This window comes from Desulfococcus sp. (assembly GCF_041737845.1).
Taxonomy (GTDB): domain Bacteria; phylum Desulfobacterota; class Desulfobacteria; order Desulfobacterales; family Desulfococcaceae; genus Desulfococcus.
In genome coordinates this window covers 1-23,451 of record NZ_JBGSQX010000040.1, presented here as the reverse complement: position 1 = coordinate 23,451, position 23,451 = coordinate 1, and the positions used below count along the sequence as shown (strand labels likewise).

18 protein-coding genes and 1 pseudogene are annotated in these 23,451 nt (G+C 61.2%); 10 read left to right on the top strand and 9 right to left on the bottom strand.

The annotated features are described in order from the left end of the window. Window positions 1-271, bottom strand: a pseudogene (locus ACEW8N_RS04910) (hypothetical protein); the annotation flags it as partial. A 320-nt stretch (window positions 272-591) separates the two neighbouring features. Continuing rightward, on the bottom strand, window positions 592-747 hold the full coding sequence (locus ACEW8N_RS04905) for a hypothetical protein (protein WP_373498688.1): 156 nt from the start codon (window positions 745-747) through the stop codon (window positions 592-594). Between the two features lie 101 nt (window positions 748-848). Here ACEW8N_RS04905 and ACEW8N_RS04900 point away from each other — a divergent pair, with 101 nt between their 5' ends. Together ACEW8N_RS04900 and ACEW8N_RS04895 are read left to right on the top strand one after the other, a co-directional pair. After that, window positions 849-1,628: a reverse transcriptase domain-containing protein gene (locus ACEW8N_RS04900; protein WP_373498689.1), complete on the top strand. Its 780-nt coding sequence runs from the start codon at window positions 849-851 to the stop codon at window positions 1,626-1,628. A 928-nt stretch (window positions 1,629-2,556) separates the two neighbouring features. Further along, the gene (locus tag ACEW8N_RS04895; RefSeq protein ID WP_373498687.1) at window positions 2,557-3,000 is read left to right on the top strand and encodes a universal stress protein; all 444 of its coding nucleotides are present in this window, start codon (window positions 2,557-2,559) and stop codon (window positions 2,998-3,000) included. Window positions 3,001-3,059: 59 nt separating this feature from the next. Here the strand turns inward: ACEW8N_RS04895 and ACEW8N_RS04890 are convergent, their stop codons facing one another. The 4 genes from ACEW8N_RS04890 to ACEW8N_RS04875 form a co-directional block, all read right to left on the bottom strand. Then, on the bottom strand, window positions 3,060-3,710 hold the full coding sequence (locus tag ACEW8N_RS04890) for a 2Fe-2S iron-sulfur cluster-binding protein (RefSeq protein WP_373498686.1): 651 nt from the start codon (window positions 3,708-3,710) through the stop codon (window positions 3,060-3,062). Between the two features lie 69 nt (window positions 3,711-3,779). Further along, entirely contained in the window at window positions 3,780-5,765 is a 1,986-nt protein-coding gene (locus ACEW8N_RS04885) for an NADH-ubiquinone oxidoreductase-F iron-sulfur binding region domain-containing protein (RefSeq protein WP_373498685.1), read from the bottom strand. After that, window positions 5,749-6,279 (bottom strand): NADH-quinone oxidoreductase subunit NuoE, encoded by a 531-nt coding sequence (gene nuoE, locus ACEW8N_RS04880; protein WP_373498684.1) that lies wholly within the window; start codon window positions 6,277-6,279, stop codon window positions 5,749-5,751. The genes ACEW8N_RS04885 and nuoE overlap by 17 nt, the downstream gene beginning before the upstream one ends. A 30-nt stretch (window positions 6,280-6,309) precedes the next feature. Continuing rightward, on the bottom strand, window positions 6,310-6,777 hold the full coding sequence (locus ACEW8N_RS04875) for a Crp/Fnr family transcriptional regulator (RefSeq protein ID WP_373498683.1): 468 nt from the start codon (window positions 6,775-6,777) through the stop codon (window positions 6,310-6,312). 326 nt (window positions 6,778-7,103) lie between these two features. Between ACEW8N_RS04875 and ACEW8N_RS04870 the strand changes: the two genes are divergently transcribed. Continuing rightward, a complete protein-coding gene (locus ACEW8N_RS04870; protein ID WP_373498682.1) occupies window positions 7,104-7,400 on the top strand; it encodes an antibiotic biosynthesis monooxygenase in 297 nt (98 codons plus the stop codon). 156 nt (window positions 7,401-7,556) lie between these two features. On the opposite strand, the gene ACEW8N_RS04865 is transcribed toward ACEW8N_RS04870, so the two are convergent. Continuing rightward, a complete protein-coding gene (locus ACEW8N_RS04865) occupies window positions 7,557-7,982 on the bottom strand; it encodes a universal stress protein (RefSeq protein WP_373498681.1) in 426 nt (141 codons plus the stop codon). Window positions 7,983-8,192: 210 nt separating this feature from the next. Between ACEW8N_RS04865 and ACEW8N_RS04860 the strand changes: the two genes are divergently transcribed. The 3 genes from ACEW8N_RS04860 to nifJ all read left to right on the top strand — a co-directional run bounded on the left by ACEW8N_RS04860 (window position 8,193) and on the right by nifJ (window position 14,733). Continuing rightward, entirely contained in the window at window positions 8,193-8,717 is a 525-nt protein-coding gene (locus tag ACEW8N_RS04860) for a peptidylprolyl isomerase (protein WP_373498680.1), read from the top strand. A gap of 222 nt (window positions 8,718-8,939) precedes the next feature. Then, window positions 8,940-10,547, top strand: a complete 1,608-nt coding sequence (locus ACEW8N_RS04855) for a fumarate hydratase (RefSeq protein WP_373498679.1) — start codon at window positions 8,940-8,942, stop codon at window positions 10,545-10,547. Window positions 10,548-11,085: 538 nt separating this feature from the next. Beyond that, a complete protein-coding gene (nifJ, locus tag ACEW8N_RS04850) occupies window positions 11,086-14,733 on the top strand; it encodes a pyruvate:ferredoxin (flavodoxin) oxidoreductase (protein WP_373498678.1) in 3,648 nt (1,215 codons plus the stop codon). Window positions 14,734-15,234: 501 nt separating this feature from the next. Here nifJ and ACEW8N_RS04845 read toward each other — a convergent pair. After that, a complete protein-coding gene (locus tag ACEW8N_RS04845) occupies window positions 15,235-16,617 on the bottom strand; it encodes a sigma-54 interaction domain-containing protein (protein WP_373498677.1) in 1,383 nt (460 codons plus the stop codon). Between the two features lie 376 nt (window positions 16,618-16,993). Here ACEW8N_RS04845 and ACEW8N_RS04840 point away from each other — a divergent pair, with 376 nt between their 5' ends. Together ACEW8N_RS04840 and ACEW8N_RS04835 are read left to right on the top strand one after the other, a co-directional pair. After that, window positions 16,994-18,664 (top strand): tetrathionate reductase family octaheme c-type cytochrome, encoded by a 1,671-nt coding sequence (locus ACEW8N_RS04840; RefSeq protein ID WP_373498676.1) that lies wholly within the window; start codon window positions 16,994-16,996, stop codon window positions 18,662-18,664. Window positions 18,665-18,677: 13 nt separating this feature from the next. Continuing rightward, a complete protein-coding gene (locus ACEW8N_RS04835; protein WP_373498675.1) occupies window positions 18,678-19,325 on the top strand; it encodes a cytochrome b/b6 domain-containing protein in 648 nt (215 codons plus the stop codon). 121 nt (window positions 19,326-19,446) lie between these two features. Here the strand turns inward: ACEW8N_RS04835 and ACEW8N_RS04830 are convergent, their stop codons facing one another. After that, the gene (locus ACEW8N_RS04830) at window positions 19,447-20,589 is read right to left on the bottom strand and encodes a class I SAM-dependent RNA methyltransferase (protein WP_373498674.1); all 1,143 of its coding nucleotides are present in this window, start codon (window positions 20,587-20,589) and stop codon (window positions 19,447-19,449) included. Window positions 20,590-20,969: 380 nt separating this feature from the next. On the opposite strand from ACEW8N_RS04830, the gene ACEW8N_RS04825 reads away from it, so the two are divergent. Then, window positions 20,970-21,449 (top strand): (2Fe-2S)-binding protein, encoded by a 480-nt coding sequence (locus ACEW8N_RS04825; protein ID WP_373498673.1) that lies wholly within the window; start codon window positions 20,970-20,972, stop codon window positions 21,447-21,449. Continuing rightward, window positions 21,446-23,451 (top strand): molybdopterin cofactor-binding domain-containing protein (locus ACEW8N_RS04820; protein WP_373498672.1); only part of this gene is annotated, 2,006 nt, incomplete at its 3' end. The genes ACEW8N_RS04825 and ACEW8N_RS04820, both read left to right, overlap by 4 nt.

Below are 23,451 nucleotides of genomic sequence, written 5' to 3'. Positions count from 1 at the left end.
CCGAAAGTTCGTGAAGGGTCAGGATCGTCAGGAGAAAACAGAGCGGCACGCGCCACACCGGGAGCAGGGGGTGCGGCAGGATGGAGAATGTCTGACGGGGGCAGTGCACGTTATGGCAGCGGTACCGCTGAACCTGGATGGCTTCATGTCCGTTGAACAGATATCGGCGGTAAAATCCGTGCTTGATCAGGCGGTATCGCTCGCCGCAGACGGGGCAGAAAACTTCAAGAGACTGTTTTTCCTTGGCAACGGCGGTCAAAGACGATAGCATGGCGGCGAGGGTGGGGTAGATGGTGTTTCTCCTTTTCTTTGGGTTTGGCGATCCAGAAAGGATAACACATCTCCCCTCCTCTTATTCCCCCCTCTTATCCCCCCCAAAGGGGGGGAGGAGGATTGGAGGCATCGGGCGGTTCCTGCTGTCTGATGGAAAGATCTTTTCTCATGCTCACGTCCCCAGCCATCGTTCCACAGGGTAACCGACCGCGACAATTTTTGGCGTTTTTCAGGCAATATAAAGAAACGCGCTACACCGGGAACAGAACTTAGACTCTACTTTGAAGCACCGGCTGTTGCATCTGAAGATGCCGGGGGTCAAGAGTTCTGAATTTTGGCGATGTCCTTATGTACAAGACCTTGACTCTTGAGCCAGAGAACTTCCATTCGGCGTTGGACAAGGGGTATGGGATGATTGAAGCGTTCATATTCAATGACCTTTAAATCCTGTTCGGCAAACTCGACTTTGATCATTTTTTTACCCTCCGATTCTGGAATTTAAATGAATCCAGAGTGAGTATAAAAATGATGAAGTCTTTTGTCCAGTGCTATTTTAGAAACGCTTTTCTAATCGTATATTATGGCCTTTCAGAGTATATTTCGACTCAATCCCTCACGACCGACTGATGGCATTGATGGAGGAACGTATCAGCGACGGGCAGATTTTGGATCTGGTTGACGGATACCTTAAACAGCAAATCATCGGCAAACTGCGCCACTGGACACCGGTGGGGGGCACGCCGCAAGGTGCGGTGATCAGCCCGTTGCTGTCCAACCTGTATCTGCATCCGCTGGACCGTCTGATGCGCGCCAAAGGCTACCATATGGTACGCTATGCCGATGATTTTGTTGTTATGTGCCCAAGTGCGGAAACAGCCGGTCTGGCACTGGCCGAGATACAAAACTGGGTGGAGCAAAATGGTCTGAGCCTGCATCCGGACAAAACCCATGTTGGGGATTGTTCGCTGCCAAGTCAGGGCTTTGAGTTCCTGGGATATCGCTTTGAATGTGGAAAGCGGTGGGTTCGTCGCAAGAGTCTCAATGCTTTACGCGAACGCGTTCGAGCCAAAACCCGGCGCAGCCGGGGCGACAGCATTGAACATATCGTCGAAAGTTTAAATCCAATGCTCCGCGGCTGGTTCGGCTACTTCAAGCATGCGAGAGGCTCCGTATTCAGGTCGGTGGATGGTTTTATCCGCCGTCGGCTTCGAGCCATATTGCGTAAGCAGCAAAAGCGCCCTGGAATGGGTCGATGCTATGCAGACCATAAACGCTGGCCAAATGCATTCTTCGCTGAGCGTGGACTTTTCACCATGGTTGAAGCCCATGCCCTGGCGAGCCAATCACGATGCTGAAACCACCAACTGGAGAGCCGTGTGCGGGAGAACCGCACGCACGGTTCGGAGGGCGGGGAGAGCGAAATCTCTTCCCGACCCCTATCACCGCTGCCGGCGGCGTGGATGGCCGAGGCTCCTTTCGCTGCGCCGCTGCAAACCTTCCCACCGCGCCTTCCAGGCGCATGAAAAGATCCGGATGCCGCGTGTCTTTTTTCCGGCAGAGGTCGCAGACCTCGCAGATTTCCTCCCGGTGCTGGGCCTGCCTGAGAAGTTCGAGCACCGGGTGCCGTCACAGGGCCAGAAAGCCCGCCTCATCCTGAAACCGGAAGGCGGTGGCGGGACAGGTCAACGCTGGAAAGGGGGCCGATGCAGGGGTGGAGGAACGGGAAAAAGAAGATAAAATGCCGCGGCGGATCGCATGCCATTCCTCTGACGGGCTCGCAAGCAGAGTTTCCGACGGTTGCGCAAGATATTCGAGATAACGCCTGCCAAACCCCGGGAATGAGGCCTGCCTGCAGCATGCCGCAGGGACGAGGGATAGGCATAACGCGGATATCGGACTTTTTCGGAACCGTCTCCTTTACAAATCTCATTAGAGTTAATATACTATATTTCAAAATATGATGCCACATGCCGGGGCATCCGATCATCACGCTCCAGAGGGCTTCTCCTCGTACCCGCTGACCCTGCGACCCGATCTTCCGCCGCAACCCTTGAATGTCCGCCCGGCTGCTTCCAACGCTTAACCGTCATCGATCACTCTGCGGATTCGTTTCGAAATGACATGCAAGGCACAGGCGCCTCTATTTCCGTGTCGATGCGCACCTGCCGGCAGAAAGCCGCGGCGGAGTCCCGGCAACGTGACGAACGTTCCCGCAGGAATTATATTCAAGGTATAGAAGGAAGCGTGACAACACCATAACCCCAAATACCAAAGGAGGGTCGTATGTACAAGAAAATCCTGGTTCCATTGGATGGGTCCGATCGGGCGGAAGCCATTCTGCCGCATGTCGAGAAACTGGCCAAACTTTATGGCTCGGAAGTTCTTTTCATGCGCACCGTGGAAGGGGACTATTTTGTTCCGGGCTATCAGGAGGTGGTGGACATCAGCGGATACGAGCAGGAATACGCCCGCCGGAAAAAGGAGGTCGAATCCTATCTTGAAAGCCTCCGGCTGAAATTCAACGAAAAGGGGATCAGCAACAGGCCGATCGTCTCCTACGATTCGGTGGTGCAGTCGATCCTGAACACGGCGGAAAAGGAAGAGGTGGATCTGATCGCCCTTGCCAGCCACGGCCGGAGCGGACTGGCCAGGGCCTTTTACGGAAGCGTCGCGTCCGGCGTGCTGAACCGGATCGACCGGCCGCTGCTCATCATCCGTTCGAACTGATCCCCTGGGGATGACCCCGAGGGGATCCACATGCTGCGGCAGCCGCTGAGGTGGAAAAATTACCTGCCGCGCAGAACCGCCCTGGTGGTCAGGGCGCCGACGGGACACGCGGCCGCGCAGGCCCCGCAGGATTCGCAATCGGCATCCGATCCGTTCCGGGCGATCTGAAAACGGATCACCGTATCGAATCCGCGCTTCGCAAATGAAATCAGCGGCTGCCCATGAACCTCCCGGCAGACGTGGACACACCTGCCGCACAGCACGCATCGATTGGGGAAATGGACGAGACAGGAATGGGTTTCGTCCGTTTCCACCGGCTTGAGAACATGGTCCAGATGCTTCGGCTTCAGCGTGACCTTGAGAAAGCGGGCCAGACGCTGGAGGGCGCATTTTTTATTGGCGTGGCAGTGCCGGCAGTCCACGTGGTGCACGGAAAGAAGCAGCGCCAGCCCGGAGCGCTGCAACTCCCGCACGGCCGGCGAGTCGGTCCTCACCACCAGGCCGCCCCGGGTGGGCACCGTGCAGGCCGGGAGGGGGGTTTTTTCGCCCTCGATCTCCACAAAGCAGAGCCGGCAGGATGCCGAGGGCGTCTTCATGCCGTCGATCCAGCAGAGGTTGGGGATGTAAATATCGTTCTTGAGGCAGGCTTCCAGAAGGGGCATCCCCTCCGCCGCCTCGATCTCTCGATTGTCCACCGTGATCTTGACCATGTCGCCGTATCCTTGTCCGTGGGGGGTTTCTTCAAGTGTCCGCGGGGGTGCAGCGCCGCATCCCCGGTCTCATTTTTCAGCGCCGCCGGAAGGGTCTACGCCTTCCGGCGCGTCGGGCGGCGGCGGCGCCTCAGGACGCGGGATGACGGGGGCCAAACCCGGAGGGGAAACCTTTCTCACGGCATTGTATTGGGGCGGGCACGCCACCATGCATTCGGCGCATTTGACGCAGAGACTCTGGTCGATGCCCTTCTTTCGGGTGCTCGTGGTGAAAACGGCGTCGGTCGGGCAGACGATGGCACAGGCATCACACCCCCGGGCGCAGGCATCGAGGTCGATATAGAAGGCCGTCAGCGGCCGGCACATCATCCCCGGACACCGCCCTTCCTTCAGGTGGGCCTCGTATTCGTCCCGGAAATATTTCAGGGAAGTCAGCACCGGGTTGGGGGCGGTCTTGCCCAGCCCGCAGAGGGACCCCGCCTTGATGTCCGCCGCGAGCACAGACAGCAGCGCCAGGTCGCCCTCCCGCCCCTTGCCGCAGGTCAGCCGGTCGAGGATGGTCAGCAGATGGCGGGTGCCGATGCGGCAGAAGGTGCATTTTCCGCAGGATTCCTTCTGGGTGAAATCGAGAAAATAGCGCGAGACGTTCACCACGCAGGTGTCCTCATCCATGACCACCAACCCCCCCGATCCCATCATGGCGCCGGCCTGGATCAGGGAATCGAAATCGATGGGCGTATCCAGGAAAGACTCGGGCAGACAGCCTCCGGACGGGCCGCCGATCTGGACCGCCTTGAAGCCCTTCTGGTTGGGAATACCGCCGCAGATGTCAAAGATGAGCGTCCGCAGGGTCACCCCCATGGGGATCTCCACCAGCCCGGCATGGAGCACGTTCCCCACGACGGAGAAGACGGCCGTTCCGGGGCTTCCCGCCGTCCCGATGCCCCTGAACCAGGCATGGCCCTTGGTGACGATGGGCGGCACCAGCGCAAGGGTCTTGACGTTGTTGATGACCGTCGGACGCCCGTAGAGCCCCCGGCTCACCGGATAGGGCGGCCGATGCCGGGGCATCCCCCGGTATCCCTCCACGGACCGGATCAGCGCCGTCTCCTCCCCGCACACAAAGGCGCCCGACCCCTCGAAGATGTCGACCTCAAGATCGAATGCGCTCCCCAGGATCCCCTTTCCCAGCAGATTGAGTTCGCCGGCCTGGCGGATGGCGCGGGCGATGGTTTTCACCGCCAGGGGATATTCGGCCCGGACGTAGAACATGGCCTGCCCGGCCCCGACGGCAAGGGCGCAGATCATCATTCCTTCCAGGATCTGGTGGGGATTGCTCTCGAGAAGGGTCCTGTCCATATAGGCGCCGGGATCGCCCTCATCGGCGTTGCAGATGACCATCTTTTCCTCATGACGGACATTTGAAGCCATCTCCCACTTTACCCCCGTGGGGAATCCGGCGCCCCCGCGGCCCCGCAACCCGGACCGCTTGATCTCCTCGACGATCTCCCCGGGGCTCATCTGGAACGCCCGAACCAGCGCTTCATAGCCCCCGAGGGCGATGTACTCGTAGATGTCGTCGGGATCGATCCGGCCGCACTTGTCCATGATGACCCGCTTTTCTAAGCTGAAGCGGGAAAACTCCATGACCGAGGGGATCATGTCGTTCACCTCGGTGGCGCCGTAGACGTGCTCGAAGCGCGGATCGCCCTCCTCGATGAACATCTTGGCCAGCATCCTGGCTTTTCCGGCGGTCACTTCGTGGTAGAAAATGGGAGGGAACCCGGAATCGGGGTGATCGATGATGACCACGGGCTCGGCGTAGCAATGGCCCAGGCAGCCCACCGTATGCACCTGGGCCTTGATGTTCCGCTCCTTGAGGGTCTGCTCGAAGGCGGCCTTGGTTTCGAGGGCCCCGGCCGCGATGCCGCAGGTGGCCATGCCGATGTGGATCTTCGGGGTAGCCGCCCGCTGAAAGGCATCCCGGCGCCTGAAAGCCTCTTCTTGAAGGGCTTCGAACCGGGCCTGAATGATCTCTTTAGTTCCGGGATTCATTTTTTTTTCTCTCTTCGATCTCTTTTTGAATCTGAATGCGTGAAAACAGCCCTTCCACCTTGCTGGGGGCCATGTGGCCGTGGACCTCCTCGCCGATCAGGGCCACCGGCGCCAGGGCGCAGCACCCGACGCAGGCGACCCGTTCGATGCTGAACTCCCGGTCCGCGGTGGTCTCTCCTTCCCGGATCGCAAGCCTTCGCTCGAAATTCTCGAGGATGATGTCGCCCCCCTTGACGTGGCAGGCCGTGCCCATGCAGACCTTGACCGGGTGCCGCCCCGGCGGATTGAAGCGGAACTGATTGTAAAAGGTGGCGACGCCGTAGACCTCGGAGACGGGGATGCCCAGATGCCCTGCAACCATGTCGATGGCGCCGGGCGGAAGATACGCAAGCTCGCTCTGAACCCGCTGAAGAATGGGGATGAGGTTTCCCCGCTGGTCCCCGTAATCCCTGGCGAGCCGGATGCGAAGGTCCTCGATGACGGCGGCTTCCTTTTCCAGAATCTCGTTTTCCATTACGAACTCCTCATCGATCGGGGACGCCTTTCAGATCTTTTCCAGAGCGCCATAGGCCGCCTGAATCCGCTCCAGCAGAAGGTGGCAGAATTTCTCCATGATGCTGAACCCGAACACCTGGTTTTCGACCATCATCCGCCGCAGGTCCAACCCCCTGAGGGTCAGAATCGTCGTCGGCTCCTGACAGATCGCCGTGGACATCATGACATGCGCTTCGTCGAGGAGGGTAGACCAGCAGCCCAGGACCCGGCCCGGACCCAGGCTTTCGATGGTCACCCTTCCCTTCCGGCTCCCCAGATCGATCGTTCGCTCCAGAAACACCAACCCGCCAATGATGATGTAGAGATGCTCGCCGGGTTCGCCCTGCGAGAAGACGGCCTCGCCGACCGCATGGTTTCTGACCTGGCAGAGGCCGGCGATCGTTTCGATGTAGTTTTTTTCCAACCCCTCGAAAAAATCACATTTTTCCAGAGCGTCGGCGATCTTCGATTTGTCCATGGGCATTCCTCTTCGATGCAGTTTCATTGGTACGCGTTGTTCATGCTTCGGCAAACAGGCCGCAGCGGTTCGGCAACCCGCCCGCATGCGGCTTTTACGAGATTATCGACTTTATTTCATTTGAAGCCGGATGTCAAACCCCCGGCGCCCGGTTCGGAGACGGCGGACCGGTGATTTCGAGCCGGCCTGACGGGATTTATTTCTTGCCGATTGGGGGAAACAGGCATATAATCCCCGGTATACAAAACATTCCATGCGGATGGCCCGATTGACCCATTGCCGGTTCCAGGAAAGATTCATCAAAGACGCAGCCAAAGGAGGGCGACATGACCGTGAGAATCCTCATCAAACGCGTTGTTCCCAGGGAAAAAGCAAAAGAGATGATACCGCTTTTCAGGCAGATGCGGCAGCTTGCCACAAACCAGCCCGGGTATATCTCGGGTGAAACCCTGAAGAGCCTTGACCGGCCGGACGTGTTTCTCGTGATCAGCACATGGCTGTCCTCCGGGGAATGGGAAAAATGGCTGCTCAGCAAGGAGCGCCGGGAGATCCAGGCGAAAGTCGACGCCCTTCTCGGCGGCCGAACCGAGTACGAGATGTTTCAGGTCGGCACCACGGAATGAGGTCCGGGGCCCTGGAGGCCCCGATGCAATTCCCCCGCTAAGGCTGTCCGCGGGTTTTCCGGACAAGGCCGATGCCGGCGGCTCAGCCCCCGGAAGCCCGCCCGTTTTCATCGCCCCGCCCGCCACCCGGCGCGTCCGGGCCGATTCTCATCATCATCATCTGACCACCAGCACCGGACAGGGCGCGGAATGAAGCACCCGATGGGTCACGCTCCCCAGGATCAGGCCCTGAAAATCCGTGCATCCCCGGGATCCCATGACGATCAGGTCGCAGCGCTCGATTTCGGCGGCCCGGGTGATCATGTCCCATGGGGCCCCTTCCAGGATGAATTCGGTGAATTCTATCCCGGAACCATCGAGGAGCCTGCGGTGGGGGGCGACGACCCCCTCGGCACTTTCCTGGATCCTGTCGATGGCTTCCTGCAGGTAAGGCTCACCCAGCAGTTTCGGAAACGGTCTGTGGCAGTGCATCAGAAGGATTCTGCCCCCGCCGGTATTCCGGACCAGTTCGACCGCACAGGAAAGCGCCCTTTTGGCGCAGTCCGAACCGTCCACGGGCACCAGCACTCTGTCCAGTTTCATGGAACACCCCCTTTGATATGGGTCATGTACACTGAAGATTCCGCGACCGTATGCGCCGCCGGCATTGATGGCCATTCCACGGCGGCGATCGTGCCGTTTATCGTTGACAGCAAACGATCCCATCGTCTATAATTTTTGGTTCACAATCTTTTTATTGAATATTACCAACATCTTAATTACAGGCATCACGATCACCATCAGGAGAATATCATGATCGGCAAAAAAAGCGATTATAAAGAAAAGGTCGACCGCTTGACGGCGGTTTTCGAAACGAGCATGGGCAGCTTTGAAATCGAACTGTTTGCCAAGGAATGCCCCGAAACCGTATGGAATTTCGCCAACCTCGCCGAGGGGCGCCAGGATACCCAGCGAGGGGGGAATTTCTACGACGGGCTCTCTTTCCACCGGGTGATCGACGGGTTCATGATCCAGGGCGGCTGCCCCTTCGGAATGGGCAACGGCGGGCCGGGATACCAGTTCAAAGACGAATTCAACGCCGCCCTGAAGCACGACGGCCCGGGCGTTCTCTCCATGGCCAACGCGGGCCCGGGAACCAACGGGAGCCAGTTCTTCATCACCCTGGAGGCCACCCCCCATCTCAACGGACGCCACACGGTTTTCGGGAAGGTGACCAGCGGCCTGGACGTTGTCCAGAAAATCGGGGTCGTCAAAACCAATCATCAGGACAAACCGCTCCAGCCCGTCGTCATGCAGAAGCTCACCATCCGGCGATAAGCCGGGCCGGGCCATGGTCATTCCTCAAGGCCGGTCCGCAAACATGGATGGTCACGCAAAAAAACCGATTTTCAGACGGTTTTGCAAAAAGTTCGAGGGCAAGGCGTGCGAACCCCGAGGAATGATGCGCAGGCAGCGTACGCCGCAGTGACGAGGGATACGCATAACACAGATATCGGGATTTTTGCGAAAACGTCAACATTGCAGCAAAGGAGCCGCCTTATGGTAGCGTTCAAGTATCAGGAGATGTTCCCTTTAAGTGAGGATCCAACGGAATATCGCCTGTTGACCCGGGATCACATCCGCATAGAGTCCTTCGATGGCAAGGAGATGCTCGTCGTTGCGCCCGAAGCGCTGACCCTGCTCGCGGAGCAGGCCTTCAGGGACGTTTCCCACCTGCTGCGGCCCAGCCACCTCGAAAAGGTGGCGGCGATCCTGGACGACCCCGACGCATCCAAGAACGACAAATTCGTTGCCCTGGAGATGCTGAAAAACGCCGTCATCTCGGCGGAGATGGAGTTCCCCCTCTGCCAGGACACCGGCACGGCCGTCATCATGGGCAAAAAGGGCCAGCAGGTCTGGGCGGACTTCAACGAGGAGGAGGCCCTCTCCCGGGGCGTCTTCAACACCTATACCCAGACCAGCCTGAGGTATTCCCAGAACGCGCCCCTCACTGTCTACGACGAGAAGAATACCGGCTGCAACCTGCCCGCCCAGATCGACCTCCACGCCGTGAAGGGAGGCGCCTACAAGTTCCTGTTCATCGCCAAGGGCGGCGGTTCCGCCAACAAGACCTATCTCTACCAGGAGACCAAGGCCGTGCTCACCCCCAACACCCTGGTGGACTTCCTGACGGCCAAGATGAAAACCCTGGGCACGGCGGCATGCCCGCCCTATCACCTGGCCTTTGTCATCGGCGGCACCTCGGCCGAGCTGACCCTGAAAACCGTCAAGCTGGCCAGCGCCAAGTATCTGGACGAGCTGCCCACCAGCGGGAACGAAGGCGGCCGGGCCTTCCGGGACATCGACCTCGAGGAGAAGCTGCTCCAGGCATCCCGGGACCTGGGCCTGGGCGCCCAGTTCGGCGGCAGACACTTCTGCCTCGATGTCCGGGTCGTAAGGCTCCCGAGGCACGGCGCCTCCTGCCCCATCGGGATGGGGGTGAGCTGCAGCGCGGACCGGAACATCCGGGGCAAGATCACCCGGGACGGCATTTTCCTCGAAAAGCTGGAAACCGACCCGGCCCGGTTCCTGCCCCGGATCACCCACGAGGCGTCGGATGCGGTCCGCATCGATCTGAACCAGCCCATGGACGACATCCGCGCCCTCCTCACCCGGTACCCCGTATCCACGCCCCTGCTTTTGACCGGCAGGATCGTCGTCGGCCGCGATATCGCCCACGCCAGGCTCAAGGAGCGGCTGGACAGGGGGGAAGACCTGCCCCGGTACATCAAAGACCATATCATTTATTACGCCGGCCCGGCCAAGACGCCCCGGGGCCACGCCTCCGGGTCCTTCGGTCCGACCACGGCGGCCCGGATGGACCCCTATGTTCCCGTTTTCCAGGAGCGCGGCGGATCCATGATCATGCTGGCCAAAGGGAACCGCTCCCGGGTGGTGACCGATTCCTGCAGGAAGTACGGCGGCTTTTATCTCGGCTCCATCGGGGGACCCGCGGCCCGGCTGGGCAAGGAGTGCATCACCCATGTGGAGCTGATCGAATACCCCGAGCTGGGCATGGAAGCCATCTACATGATCACCGTCAAGGATTTCCCCGCCTTCATCCTCGTGGACGACAAGGGCAATGATTTCTTCGACGGACTCCTGTAACGTTGTTACTCGCCGTTCCCGCAGACGCGGCGGGAACGGCTTTTCTCCCGTCCGCCCCCTGCATCTCCAGCGACAACCGGAAACACGCCGAACGGAACAGAAAAAACGGATATCCTTCTGATATTTTGGCATGATAAGCAAATCCTGCAGATGCGCCGTCCCTCAAGCCCGATGACGACGCAACCCGGTTCAAGAATGCCGCGAGCCGGCTGGAACCGGCAGGAGAGGGCGTCAGGAATGTCCTGCGGTCTCGCTTTTTCAATATTATCATTTTATTGATTGTCCCTAAGAAAATAAAGATCGTTCAATAATTCGACGGCAGCCCGAAAAGATAACAAAGTTATCCAATTAACCTATTAGTTTTACATTATATTTTTCTTATATATTTGCTTTTTATTCGATATCAGTAAACTTTTTCCTTTACAAACACAGTGTATTGGAATAACTATCTGATTCCGATTCATTCACATCCGCTCGGCACGACCGTTCTGTTTTCTTGACAACAGACTTACCATACCCAACAAGGAGAAAATCTACTATGGCCAAAGTAATGAAAACCGTTGACGGCAACACTGCCGCCGCTCATGTGGCCTACGCCATGAGCGATGTCGCCACCATTTATCCCATCACCCCGTCCTCCCCCATCGGCGAGATCGCCGACGAATGGGCCGCGGGCGGACGCAAGAACATCTTCGGGCAGCCGCTTCTGGTCCGGCAGCTTCAGTCCGAGGCGGGGGCGGCGGCAGGGGTGCACGGCTCCCTTGCCGGCGGCGCGCTCACCTCCACCTTCACCGCCTCCCAGGGCCTTCTCCTCATGATCCCCAACATGTACAAGATGGCGGGCGAGCTGCTTCCGGGCGTCCTCCACGTGACGGCGCGCGCCCTTGCCAGCCACGCCCTCTCCATCTTCGGAGACCACCAGGACGTCATGGCGGTCCGCCAGACCGGTTTTGCCCTGCTTGCTTCCGCATCGGTCCAGGAGGCCATGGACATGGCGCTGGTGGCCCACCTCTCCGCCATCAAGGCCAGCGTCCCCTTCCTGCACTTCTTCGACGGATTCCGCACCTCCCATGAAATCCAGAAGATTGAGGCCATCGACTACGCCGACATGGCCAGACTGGTCGACTGGGAAGCCATCGCAAAATTCCGCGCCCGGGCCGCCAACCCCGAGCGTCCGGAGCTCCGCGGCACGGCCCAGAACCCGGACGTCTACTACCAGGGCGTTGAAACGCGCAATGCCTACTACGAAAAAACGCCCGGCATCGTCGCCGACTACATGAAAAAGGTGAGCAGCCTCACCGGCCGGAACTACAAACCCTTCGACTATGTGGGCGACCCCGAGGCCGACCGCGTGGTCATCTCCATGGGCTCTTCCTGCGAGACCTTCGAAGAGGTGGTCAACTACCTGACCGACAAGGGCGAGAGCGTCGGCCTGGTCAAGGTCCGCCTCTACCGCCCCTTTGCTCCGGAATACCTGTTTGCGGCGATCCCGGCAACGGCGGGCCGCATCGCCGTCATGGACCGCACCAAGGAGGCCGGCGCCAAGGGCGATCCGCTCTACAAAGACATCTGCACCGCGTACCTGGAAAAAGGGGAGATCCCCGTCATCGTCAACGGCCGCTACGGCCTGGGCTCCAAGGAGTTCAACCCCGGCATGGCCAAGGCCGTGTTCGACAACCTCAAATCCGCCGGACCCAAGAACTACTTCAACGTGGGCATCGAGGACGACGTCACCCACACCTCCCTCGACTACGACCCGGATTTCGACGTCGCCCCCGAAGGCACGGTCCAGTGCAAATTCTGGGGCCTGGGCGCGGACGGCACCGTCGGGGCCAACAAGAGCGCCATCAAGATCATCGGCGACAACACCGACATGTATGCGCAGGCCTATTTCGCCTACGACTCCAAGAAATCGGGCGGCGTCACCATGTCTCACCTGCGTTTCGGGAAAACCCCGATCCAGTCCACCTACCTGATCCGCTCCGCCGACTACATCGCCTGCCATAAATCGAGCTATGTCGACATCTACGACCTGCTGGACGGCATCAAGGCGGGCGGCACCTTCCTGATGAACTCCACCTGGAGCCTGGAAGACATGGAAACCAAGCTCCCGGCGGCCATGAAGCGGACCATTGCGCAGAAGAAGCTCAACTTCTACAACATCGACGCCGTCTCCATCGCGCAGGAGGTCGGTCTGGGCGGACGGATCAACATGATCATGCAGACCGCGTTCTTCAAGCTGGCCAACGTGATCCCCGTAGAGGAGGCCATCGGGTATCTCAAGGACCAGATCAAGCAGATGTTCGGCAAAAAAGGCGACAAGATCGTCAACATGAACACCGGCGCCGTGGACAAGACCCTCGACAAGCTGGTGAAGGTCGAGTATCCCGCCGCCTGGGCCACGGCCACGGAAGGCCCAGCGGTGAAACGGGACGAACCGGCATTCGTCACCGACGTGATGCGCCCCATGGTTTCCCAGCTGGGAGACCGCCTGCCGGTCAGCGCCTTCAAGCCCGACGGCATCTTTCCGGTGGCCACGTCCAAGTATGAAAAACGGGGTGTTGCCATCAGCGTGCCCCATTGGATCCCGGAGAACTGCATCCAGTGCAACCAGTGCGCCATGGTCTGCCCCCACGCATCCATCCGCCCCTTTCTCGTGACCGACGAGGAGGCGAAAAACGCGCCCGAGGGCTTCACCGTTCTGGAATCCAAGGGCAAGGAGCTCAAGGGCTACAGTTTCCGGATCCAGGTCTACAGCCAGGACTGCATGGGCTGCGGCAACTGTGCGGACATCTGCCCGGCCAAGACCAAGGCCCTGGTCATGAAGCCCATCGAGACGCAACTGGACGCCGAGGTGCCGAACCTGGCCTACGCGGAAAGCCTGCCGATCCGCGACGACCTGATGTCCCGGACCTCCCTCAAGGGGAGCCAGTTCCATCAGCCCCTGCTCGAGTTCTCGGGTGCCTGCGCCGGCTGCGGCGAGACCCCTTATGCCAAGCTCATCACCCAGCTCTTCGGCGAGCGCATGATCGTCGGCAACGCCACCGGGTGCTCCTCCATCTGGGGCGGGTCCGCTCCGGCCATCCCCTACTGCGTGAACAAAGACGGGTTCGGGCCTTCCTGGGGCAACTCCCTGTTCGAGGATCCCGCGGAGTTCACCTACGGCATCTTCCTGGGGCAGCTCCAGCAGCGCCGGAAGCTCGCGGAGCTCGTCGCAGCGGCGCTGGCCGCCGACATCCCCACGGAGCTTAAAGCCGCGCTTCAGGGGTGGCTCGACAATGCCAAGGACGCCGCAGGCTCCAAGAAATACGGGGATCAGCTCAAGGCCATGCTCCCGACCTACACGAACAACGCCCTTCTCGCCGAAATCCTGGGCTACGAGAAGCTCTTCACCAAGAAATCCTACTGGGTCTTCCTGGGCGACGGCGCGGCCTACGATATCGCCTACGGCGGACTGGATCACGTTATGGCGTCGGGTGAAGACATCAACATCATGGTCTACGACACCGAGGTCTACTCCAACACGGGCGGCCAGTCCTCCAAGGCGACCCCCATCGGCTCCATCGCCAAATTCGCGGCGTCGGGCAAGAAGACCGCCAAAAAGAATATGGGGGCCATGGCCATGACCTACGGATACGTCTACGTGGCCAACATCTCCATGGGCGCCAACAAGAACCAGACCCTCAAGGCCCTTGTGGAAGCCGAGGGCTACGACGGGCCGTCCCTCATCATGGCCTACGCGCCCTGCATCAACCACGGCATCAAGAAGGGCATGGGCAAGACCCAGGAGGAGATGAAGCTGGCGGTGGATTCGGGATACTGGCCGTTGTACCGGTTCAATCCGGAGCTGAAAAAGGAAGGCAAGAACCCCTTCGTCCTCGAATCCAAGGCACCGGACGGCAGCCTCCAGGCCTTCCTCTCCGGCGAGGTCCGCTACGCGGCCCTGGAGAAGCTCTTCCCGGAAGAGTCCAAGAAGCTTCGGGCCGCCATCGAAACGGAATACACGGAGCGGTATCTGCAGCTCAAGCAGATGGCGGAGCTGCAGCTTCCCGAATTGCCGAAGCCCGAGATCAAGCTGGGCGCCGGAGGTTCCACGGATGCCTGCGTGCTCTCCGAGACCCCCGAGCACGGGGGCCGTGCCGGCGCCGGCGAGGCGTGCGACGACGGCCGCGACGGCGGCAAATAAACTTATCCTCTGACCGGAAGCCCGCCCCTGCAGTGTAGGGCGGGCCCCGGCAGCGCCATCCAAAACCAACGGCCATCCTCTTTCGGGGATGGCCGTTGGGTATTTCAAACGCCGGGTGGGTTTTGGGGTGCCGGGTGGGGTTCAGGTTCCGCGGAGTGCCGTTCGCTGCCGGGGCCCAGCCTCGGGAAGGTCGACTGCATCGCCCGACCCGTATCTGGCCCGGCCGCGATCTTTCATTACATCCTCTGCTTCAGATGGTGAGAAAGGGCGCCGTCCATGGAATCCGCTACCGTCTCCTGATCTTCACAGTCGCCCGTTTCGGTGTGGGCCACTGCCGCAGAAGGAGCCCGATTGCCGCTATCGTCAAAAGCATTGTTATTTCCATGACCAGCTCCTTTCTTGTGTGCTGCCTGTTTTCAAAGGGTTTCTTTCGAGAGCAACCGCTTGTTAGGAAGGAAAGTAAGACCGCTTTTCTCCGTTGTACAGAAAAAAGATCCGCCCCTACCCCTTTCCGATCTCGACGCCAAGGTCGATGCCGTACTTTTTGATCCGCTTCCAGACGGTCACCCGGCTGACATTCAGGAGCCTCGCCGTTTCAGATTGATTGCCGCCGGACTGCCTGAGGGCCTGGATCAGGGCGTCCCGCTCCCTTTGATTCGCCGGCACGTCGGGCCTGCCCTCCGGGCGCGGGGATGTCCCGCCGCCCGCCCGGACGATTTTCGGCGGGAGGTGCTCGACCCCGATCCATTCCCCCGGGCACAGGACAAAGGCGTACTCCACTGCGTTCCGGAGTTCCCGGACATTCCCCGGCCATGCGTAACCGGTCAGGGCCTCCATGGCATCCGAGGTGAGCCCCAGGATCTTTTTGCCGGCCTTCGCACCGTACTGTTCGATAAAATTCTGGACGATCAGGGGAATGTCATCCGCCCGTTCGGCCAGGGACGGGCAGTGGATCGGAAACACGTTGATGCGGAAAAACAGATCCTCCCGGAAGCTGCCTTTCCGGATCAGCTCCTCGAGATTCCTGTTGGTGGCCGTGATGATCCGGACATCCACACCCACGGTCTGATGGTCGCCCACCCGCTCGATCTCCCGCTCCTCGAGGACCCGGAGCAGCTTGACCTGGGTGGTCAGGGGGATGTCGCCGATTTCGTCCAGGAGGATCGATCCGCCGTGGGCCGCCTCGAAGCGGCCGACCCTTGCCCGCTCCGCGCCGGTATAGGCGCCCTTGACATGGCCGAACAGCTCGCTCTCCAGAAGGTTCTCGTTGAGGGCCGCGCAGTTGACCTTGATGAAGGGGCCGTCCTTTCTGTGGCCGGCGTCGTGGATGGCCCGGGCCACCAGCTCCTTGCCGGTGCCGCTCTGGCCCAGCACCAGCACCGGCGCGTCCGACGGGGCGACGCTCTCGATCAGCTCAAACAGCCGCTGGATCTTGGGCGATTCGCCGATGATGCCGTGGTACCCCCGGTCCAGCAGGCAGCTCCGGCGGAGCGCCGCGATCTCCTGCTGCTGCCGGAAAACCTGGCTCATGTCCTTCAGGGTTTCCACGGCGCCGATCACCCGTCCGTCGGCATCCCTGAGGACCCTTGCGCTCTTCATGATGTGGATGGATCGCCGGTTCCGGCCCCGGATCGTACATTGCTGGGTTCCCACCCGGCCCCGGTCGAACAGCCCGCACCACTGCTCGCCGCCCCCCCCGCCCTTGATCTTGCAGCCCGTGCAGCCGAGCACCCGGCACGACTGCCCCACCAGCTCATCGGCGCTGTATCCGGTCATTTCCGCCGCCGCGGGGTTGACGGAAACAATCCTGCCGCCGGGATCCACCACGATGAGGCCGTCCTGGAGGGTATCCACAATCGTCTTCCAGTGTTTGGAAAGGTCCATCTGTTTCCCCTGTGGATGTAAAGATGTTAAGTTAACATGATTAACGATAGGTAACGATCCTTTCCCGAAAGTCAATCGCTGTTTTATCTTTTGGATCTACAATTATCCCCTGCACGGTCATCAGCAGCAATTTTCCTTAACTCCCTTTCCCAGCGGGAGAGCGTTGGGGTGAGGGTAAATAAGGTGAAGATTGTGACCGCTCAAAGGATAGATGGTTAAAAAATCGAAAAAAGAGATTGATGCGGCATGACCATTGCTTATAAAGCTCTAACGATATTCAGTGCCTGCACCCATGTCGGTCCCGGCGGTGCGCCGCTGAACAGACCATCCGATACCAGATGCAATGAAACAGGGTAACGACCCCAGGGAGGTGTAGATGACCCGAGACCCATTGAAACGATCGATCCGGAGGTGGTTTATTGCCTGGATCGGCCTGGCATCCGTCGCCGCGGCATCCGCCGGATTCGCGGACACCGGCGCGGCGCAGCACCAGGCCCCGGGCCGGACCATGGCCCAGCAGGCCGTGTCCCACAAGGAGATATGGATCACGACGGACCATTCCAAGCACGAGATCCTGAAGCAGCCCTTTCATTCGGGCGAGGAGGTGACCCGGGCATGCCTCGCCTGCCATTCCGAGGCCGCCGCCCAGTTCCACAAGACCATCCACTGGACCTGGCTCGACCCCAATGTCCCCAGGGAAAAACAGATCGGAAAAGCGGGCTATTCCATCAACAATTTCTGCATCAGCATCCACGGCAACGAACCCCGGTGCACCTCTTGCCACGCGGGCTACGGATGGAAGGACAAGTCCTTCGACTTCACCGATCAGAGCAAGGTCGACTGCCTGGTCTGCCACGAACAGACCGGAACCTACCAGAAGTTTCCCACCGCCGCCGGCAACCCGGTTCAGGAGCCCACCCTCTTCAAGGAAAACAACAAAACCTACCTTCCGCCGGAATGGAACAAGGTCGCCCAGAGCGTGGGCCGCCCCACCCGCAAGAACTGCGGCACCTGCCATTTCACCGGCGGCGGAGGTGACGGCGTGAAGCACGGCGACCTGGACTCCTCCCTCACCAAGCCCAACAAGTCCCTGGACGTCCACATGGGGAAGGACGGACAGAATTTCGACTGCGTCCGGTGCCACACCACGGTCCTCCACAACATCGCCGGACGGACCTACGCCACGCCCGCGGCAAAAGACCGGAAAAGCCTGGTGGAGGACGACCTGACCGCCAAGATCACCTGCGAGTCCTGCCACACGAGCACGCCGCACGAGGCCGGCTCCAAACCCAACGACCACACCGACAAGGTCGCCTGCCAGAGCTGCCACATCTCCCGCTTCGCGCGGGTCAACCCCACCAAGATGGTGTGGGACTGGTCCACCGCGGGCAAAAAGAGGGACGGCAAGCCCTACCAGGAGCAGGGGCCCTTGGGGAAGCCCGTCTACGACAGCAAGAAGGGCGATTTCGTGTGGGCGAAAAACGTCACCCCCGCGTACTTCTGGTGGAACGGATCCATCGAGGCGATCACCGCAAAGGACATGATCGACCCCGGCGGGACGGTCCGGATCAACTGGCCCGTGGGAAGCCGGGAGGGCAAAAACGCCCGGATCTTCCCCTTCAAGGTCCACGAGGGGAAATCGCCTTACGACAAGGTCAACAAGACCCTTCTCATCCCTCACCTCTTCGGGCCGCCCGGCAGCGACGCCTTCTGGGCCGCCTTCGACTGGAAGCGGGCCTTTGAAAGCGGCATGCGCCAGGCGGGACTCCCCTACAGCGGCGAATACGACTTTGTCGAGACCACCTATGTCTACCCCACCACCCACATGGTGGCGCCCAAGTCCGAAACCGTCTCCTGCGGGGAATGCCACACCCGCCAGGGCAGCCGTCTCGCGGGGCTCACCGGATTTCACATGCCCGCGAGGGACCCTTTCAAGGTGGTGAACGTCCTGGGATGGGGGCTGGTTCTGGCCTCTCTCGTCGGCGTCCTCATCCATGGGATCGGCCGGATCTTCGCTGGCGGCAAACACCGGACGTCCGGGAAATAAGGAGGACCCACACATGACCGACATCAAGCGCAAAAACATCTATCTCTACACCCGATACGAACGGTTCTGGCACTGGCTTCAGGCGGCGCTGATCATGATCCTCCTGGTGACGGGCTTCGAGATCAACGGCACGTTCTCCCTCCTGGGGTTTGCCACGGCGGTGCGGGTCCACAATGTCACCGGCATCACCTGGCTCATCGCCTTTGCCTTCTTTGCTTTCTGGGTCTTCACCACCGGCGAGTGGAAGCAGTACATCCCCACCACGAAGAAAATGGTGGCCGTCGTCCGGTATTACGCCTACGGCATCTTCAAGGGAGAAACCCACCCGGTCCCCAAGCGCCGGGAGGCCAAGCACAACCCGCTGCAGCGCCTCACCTACCTCTCCCTGGCGGCCCTGCTGCTGCCCCTCCAGATGCTGTCGGGCCTGCTTTACTGGCTCTACAACTCGTGGGCCGAGTACGGGCTTTCGGGCCTGAGCCTCTCCCCCCTGGCCCTCGTGCATACGGCCCTGGCCTTCGCCATCCTCTCCTTCTTCATCGTCCACGTCTACATGACCACCACCGGCCATTCCGTCCTGGCCCATACCAAGGCCATGATCACCGGATGGGAAGAGGTGTCCGAGGGCGAGCATGTGGAGGATTGGGAGAAGAAGGCTGTTTAGGGCAAGCGGCTCAGGGTGCGGCACCTGGGGGCGAAGCGATCGTCCCCGGTGCCGCATATAAAAGGCGCGGTTCTATCCCTCCTTTTTCCAGCCGTACGCATGCGATTTTCGGCACCGCGGTTCAATAGATCTCATACTTTACCACCCTGCCGTCGAGCCCCGCGTTGCGCATGGGTTTTTTCCACGCGGGCTTGAGCCCGATCTTCTTGATCATCTCCCGGTCTCCAAAAAAGATGACGGCGTCGGACCCCTTGCACCGCTGCTTCAGGAAGTCCCCGAACCCCTTGAAGAAGAGGCCCAGCTCCTCCTCCGGTTTCACGCGGATGCCGTAGGGGGGGTTGCAGAGGATGGTATGGTTTTCGAGTTCGGGGATCTCCTTGTAATCCCGGTGCAGGATGCGGATGTTCCCGCCGCCGGGGAGCCGGCTGCAGTTGATCCTGGCGGCCTTGACGGCGGTCCGGTCGTGGTCGCCGCCGGAGATCAGGCCTTCGGGCAGGGGCAGGATCTGTTCGTCCGCCGCCTGCTTCACGCGATCCCAGAGGCGTGCCTCGAAATCGGGCAGGAACCGGAATCCGAACCGGGATTTCAGGTATCCGGACGGAATCCGGCAGACCGCCATCATGGCCTCGCAGAGGAGGGTCCCGGAGCCGCACATGGGGTCGTGGAGAGGCCGCTCCCCCTTCCAGCCGGAGAGGGCCACCATGGCGGCGGCCAGGGTCTCCTGCATGGGGGCCTCGACGGTCTCGCGCCGGTAGCCCCGGCGGTGGAGGGAGCCCCCAGAGGTGTCGAGGCTGATGGTCGCTTCCTCCCGCTCGATAAAGAGGTTCAGCCAGACCGACGGATCCACCGGGTCGACGTCGGGCCGCTTGCCGGTCCGGCTCCGGAAATCGTCGGCCACGGCGTCCTTGAGGCAGAGAGCCGCGAACTTGGAGTGGCGGAGCTGGTCGTTGCCGGAGACGTTGGCGAAGATCCCGAAGGTCTCCTCCAGGGAAAAAAACCCGCCCCAGTCAATGGCACGCCCGGCCTGGTATAGGTCCTCGCGGCTCCGGCAGCGAAACGACACGAGGGGCGCCAGGACCCGGCTCACCAAGCGGGCGGTGTAGTTGATGCGGTAGAGCACGGCCGGGTCGGCCGTAAAATAGATGCCGCGAAAGCCGTTCTCGACCCCCGTGGCGCCGAGGTCTTCGAGTTCCCGTGCCGCAAGCTCTTCGAACCCGCCCGCGGCCTGGGCAAAATAACGCCTGGTTTTCTGGTATTCGAACAAACCGATAGTCCTTGTTTCAGCATTGCATCGTTACGAAATCGTCTCTTTTCCCTTGTCTCCTTACCACCGCAGCCGGATGAAATCCATACCCAAAAAGATTTCGAACAGCCGGGAAAGCGCTTTCGGGCCATGGTGGACGCTTCCCCGAGCGGTTCCCGGTAAAGGACGCGCTCTTCACGGTGCTTTTTTTTCTTCTCCCTGGTCTGAAAAATAGGCGGGCGCGCCTATGGACATCGCAGCGGAATTCCTGTATCTACAAGTGACAGAAAAAAGCGCGGATCCTCGCCGCGAAAACATCCATGCTTCCGCCCCCCCGGTTTTCGCGTCGGAGCCCGGTTCCGCTGCCGCCTGCAACCCCCTTACCGCATTGGAGGTTTCCCATGGTCAAGACCATCCGCTTCACCCTGAACGACAAGCCCGTGAGCCTCGATATCGACGAGGATCGAACCCTCCTCTGGGTGCTTCGGACCGAGCTGGGCCTCACGGGAGCCAAATACGGCTGCGGCGAGGGGGCGTGCGGCGCCTGCACGGTTTTGGTGGACGGCGAGGCCCTCCCCTCCTGCCAGCTCACCGTGGGATTCGCGGCGGAAAGACGCGTCACCACCATTGAAGGGATCGGCGCAGAGGGGAAGCTTCACCCCATCCAGCGGGCCTTTGTCCGGCACGACGCCCTCCAGTGCGGGTTCTGCACCCCCGGCATGATCCTCAAGGCCCACAGCCTGCTGGCTGTAAATCCCAATCCCACCCGCGACGACATCGTCGAGGCCCTGGACAACCATCTCTGCCGCTGCGGGGCCCATGTGCGCATCGTGGCGGCCGTCCAGACCGCGACGGACATGTTGAAAGGAGGCAAACCATGAACCGAGAAGAGCCTTTCACCCAAGACCGGATCGAAGCGGCGGGATCTTTCCTGCCCATCGGCAGGCGGGAGTTTCTGAAGCGCATGGGCCTTCTGGGCGGCGGCCTCATCATCTGCGGCGCCCTGGGAGAGCTGCCGGCCGAGGCCCGGGCCCCGAGGACGGGGTTTCTCGGAGGCCGGGTGCCGACTGATTTCAACGCCTTTCTGCGCATCGGCCCGGACAGTCGGGTGACCTGCTTCGTGGGAAAGATCGAAATGGGCCAGGGCATTGTCACCTCCTTCGCGCAAATGGCGGCGGAGGAGCTGGACGTGGCCTATGAATCGGTGGAGGTGGTCCCGGGGGATACGGATCTCTGCCCCTGGGACGCCGGCACCTGGGGCTCCCTCTCCACCCGCTATTACGGGGTCTTCGTCAAGGAGGCCGCCTGCGAGGCCAGGGCCGTCCTCCTGGCCATGGCCGCAAAGCGGCTCTCCTGCCCGGTGGAGCGTCTGGTGGTCAAAAACGGCGTGATCTCGGACCGGGACCGCCCCACAGCCCGGGTGACTTACGGCGAGCTCACCGCAGGCAGGATCATCGAACGGCATCTCGCAGACCTGCCGCCCCTCAAACCCGCATCGGCATACACCACCAGCGGGAAGCCCTTCCTGCGGCGGGACGCCATCGACAAGGTCCTGGGAAAGGCCCGATTCGCCGGGGACATCCGGCTGCCGGGGATGCTCTACGCCCGGATCCTGCGGCCCCCGGCCCACGGCGCCAAACTTCGTCGGGTAAACACCGCTGCCGCCGAGGCCATGAAGGACATCCGGGTGATCCGCGACGGGGACCTCATCGCAGTGCTGCATCCCCACATGGACGGCGCAGCCAGGGCGCTTTCCCGCATCCAGGCCGACTGGGACCTGCCCAAAACGGGCATCGACGACCGGACCATCTTCGACCACCTGCTTGCCAACGCCCCGGCGCCGGTGATCGCGGCCGAGGCGGGCACCCTTTCCGAGGGCGAAGCCCGATCCAAGACCATTGTGGAGGAGACCTACCGCAACAGCTATGTGGCCCATGCGCCCATGGAGACCCACACGGCCCTGGCGACCGTGGAAGGCGGCAGGATGACGGTCTGGGCCTCGACCCAGTCCCCCTTCCCGCTCCGGGACCAGGTGGCCCAGGCCCTGGGCATGGCCCCGGACAGGGTCCGCATCATCACCCCCTATGTGGGCGGCGGGTTCGGCGGCAAGTCGGCCTCGGCCCAGGCGGTGGAGGCGGCCCGGCTGGCCAGAATTTCCGGAAAGCCGGTCATGGTCGTCTGGACCCGGGAGGAGGAGTTCTTCTTCGACACCTTCCGGCCCGCCGCGGTGGTCAAGATCCGCTCGGGGCTCGACGATGCAGGCCGCCTGACGCTTTGGGACTACCGCGTCTATTTCGCGGGCGAACGGGGCTGCGAAAATTTTTACGAGATCCCCCACCACCGGGAGGCGGTCTATGGCGAGTGGCTCATCGCGCCGGGCATCCACCCATTCGCCGTCGGCCCCTGGCGGGCGCCCGCCGCCAACACCAACACCTACGCCAGGGACCTGCACCTCCACCTCATGGCCGCCAGGGCCGGAAAAGACCCCCTGGCCTTCCGCCTGGAGCACCTGAAGGACCCGCGCATGCGCGCCGTCCTCGAGACGGCGGCCCACCGGTTCGGATGGACCGCACAGGCGCCCCCCAGCGGCCGGGGATACGGCATCTCCTGCGGGATCGACGCGGAGACCTATGTCGCCGCCATGGCCGAGGTGGAGGTGGATGCCGGCACCGGCGCCGTACGGGTCAAACGGATCGTCTGCGCCCAGGACATGGGCGAAGTGGTCAACCCCCAGGGCGCCAAGATCCAGATGGAGGGCTGCATCACCATGGGCCTGGGCTACGCCCTGAGCGAGGAGGTCCGCTTCCGCGACGGAAAGCTTCTCAACACCGCCTTCGACACCTATGCCCTCCCGAGATTTTCGTGGCTGCCCGAGATCGAGAC

Bases quoted from the DNA above. Each gene is read 5' to 3' on its own strand.
- ACEW8N_RS04905 (WP_373498688.1), bottom strand. From the start codon at position 747: ATGATCAAAGTCGAGTTTGCCGAACAGGATTTAAAGGTCATTGAATAT.
- ACEW8N_RS04895 (WP_373498687.1), top strand. From the start codon at position 2,557: ATGTACAAGAAAATCCTGGTTCCATTGGATGGGTCCGATCGGGCGGAA.
- ACEW8N_RS04890 (WP_373498686.1), bottom strand. From the start codon at position 3,710: ATGGTCAAGATCACGGTGGACAATCGAGAGATCGAGGCGGCGGAGGGG.
- ACEW8N_RS04885 (WP_373498685.1), bottom strand. From the start codon at position 5,765: ATGAATCCCGGAACTAAAGAGATCATTCAGGCCCGGTTCGAAGCCCTT.
- nuoE (WP_373498684.1), bottom strand. From the start codon at position 6,279: ATGGAAAACGAGATTCTGGAAAAGGAAGCCGCCGTCATCGAGGACCTT.
- ACEW8N_RS04875 (WP_373498683.1), bottom strand. From the start codon at position 6,777: ATGGACAAATCGAAGATCGCCGACGCTCTGGAAAAATGTGATTTTTTC.
- ACEW8N_RS04870 (WP_373498682.1), top strand. From the start codon at position 7,104: ATGACCGTGAGAATCCTCATCAAACGCGTTGTTCCCAGGGAAAAAGCA.
- ACEW8N_RS04865 (WP_373498681.1), bottom strand. From the start codon at position 7,982: ATGAAACTGGACAGAGTGCTGGTGCCCGTGGACGGTTCGGACTGCGCC.
- ACEW8N_RS04860 (WP_373498680.1), top strand. From the start codon at position 8,193: ATGATCGGCAAAAAAAGCGATTATAAAGAAAAGGTCGACCGCTTGACG.
- ACEW8N_RS04855 (WP_373498679.1), top strand. From the start codon at position 8,940: ATGGTAGCGTTCAAGTATCAGGAGATGTTCCCTTTAAGTGAGGATCCA.
- nifJ (WP_373498678.1), top strand. From the start codon at position 11,086: ATGGCCAAAGTAATGAAAACCGTTGACGGCAACACTGCCGCCGCTCAT.
- ACEW8N_RS04845 (WP_373498677.1), bottom strand. From the start codon at position 16,617: ATGGACCTTTCCAAACACTGGAAGACGATTGTGGATACCCTCCAGGAC.
- ACEW8N_RS04840 (WP_373498676.1), top strand. From the start codon at position 16,994: ATGACCCGAGACCCATTGAAACGATCGATCCGGAGGTGGTTTATTGCC.
- ACEW8N_RS04835 (WP_373498675.1), top strand. From the start codon at position 18,678: ATGACCGACATCAAGCGCAAAAACATCTATCTCTACACCCGATACGAA.
- ACEW8N_RS04825 (WP_373498673.1), top strand. From the start codon at position 20,970: ATGGTCAAGACCATCCGCTTCACCCTGAACGACAAGCCCGTGAGCCTC.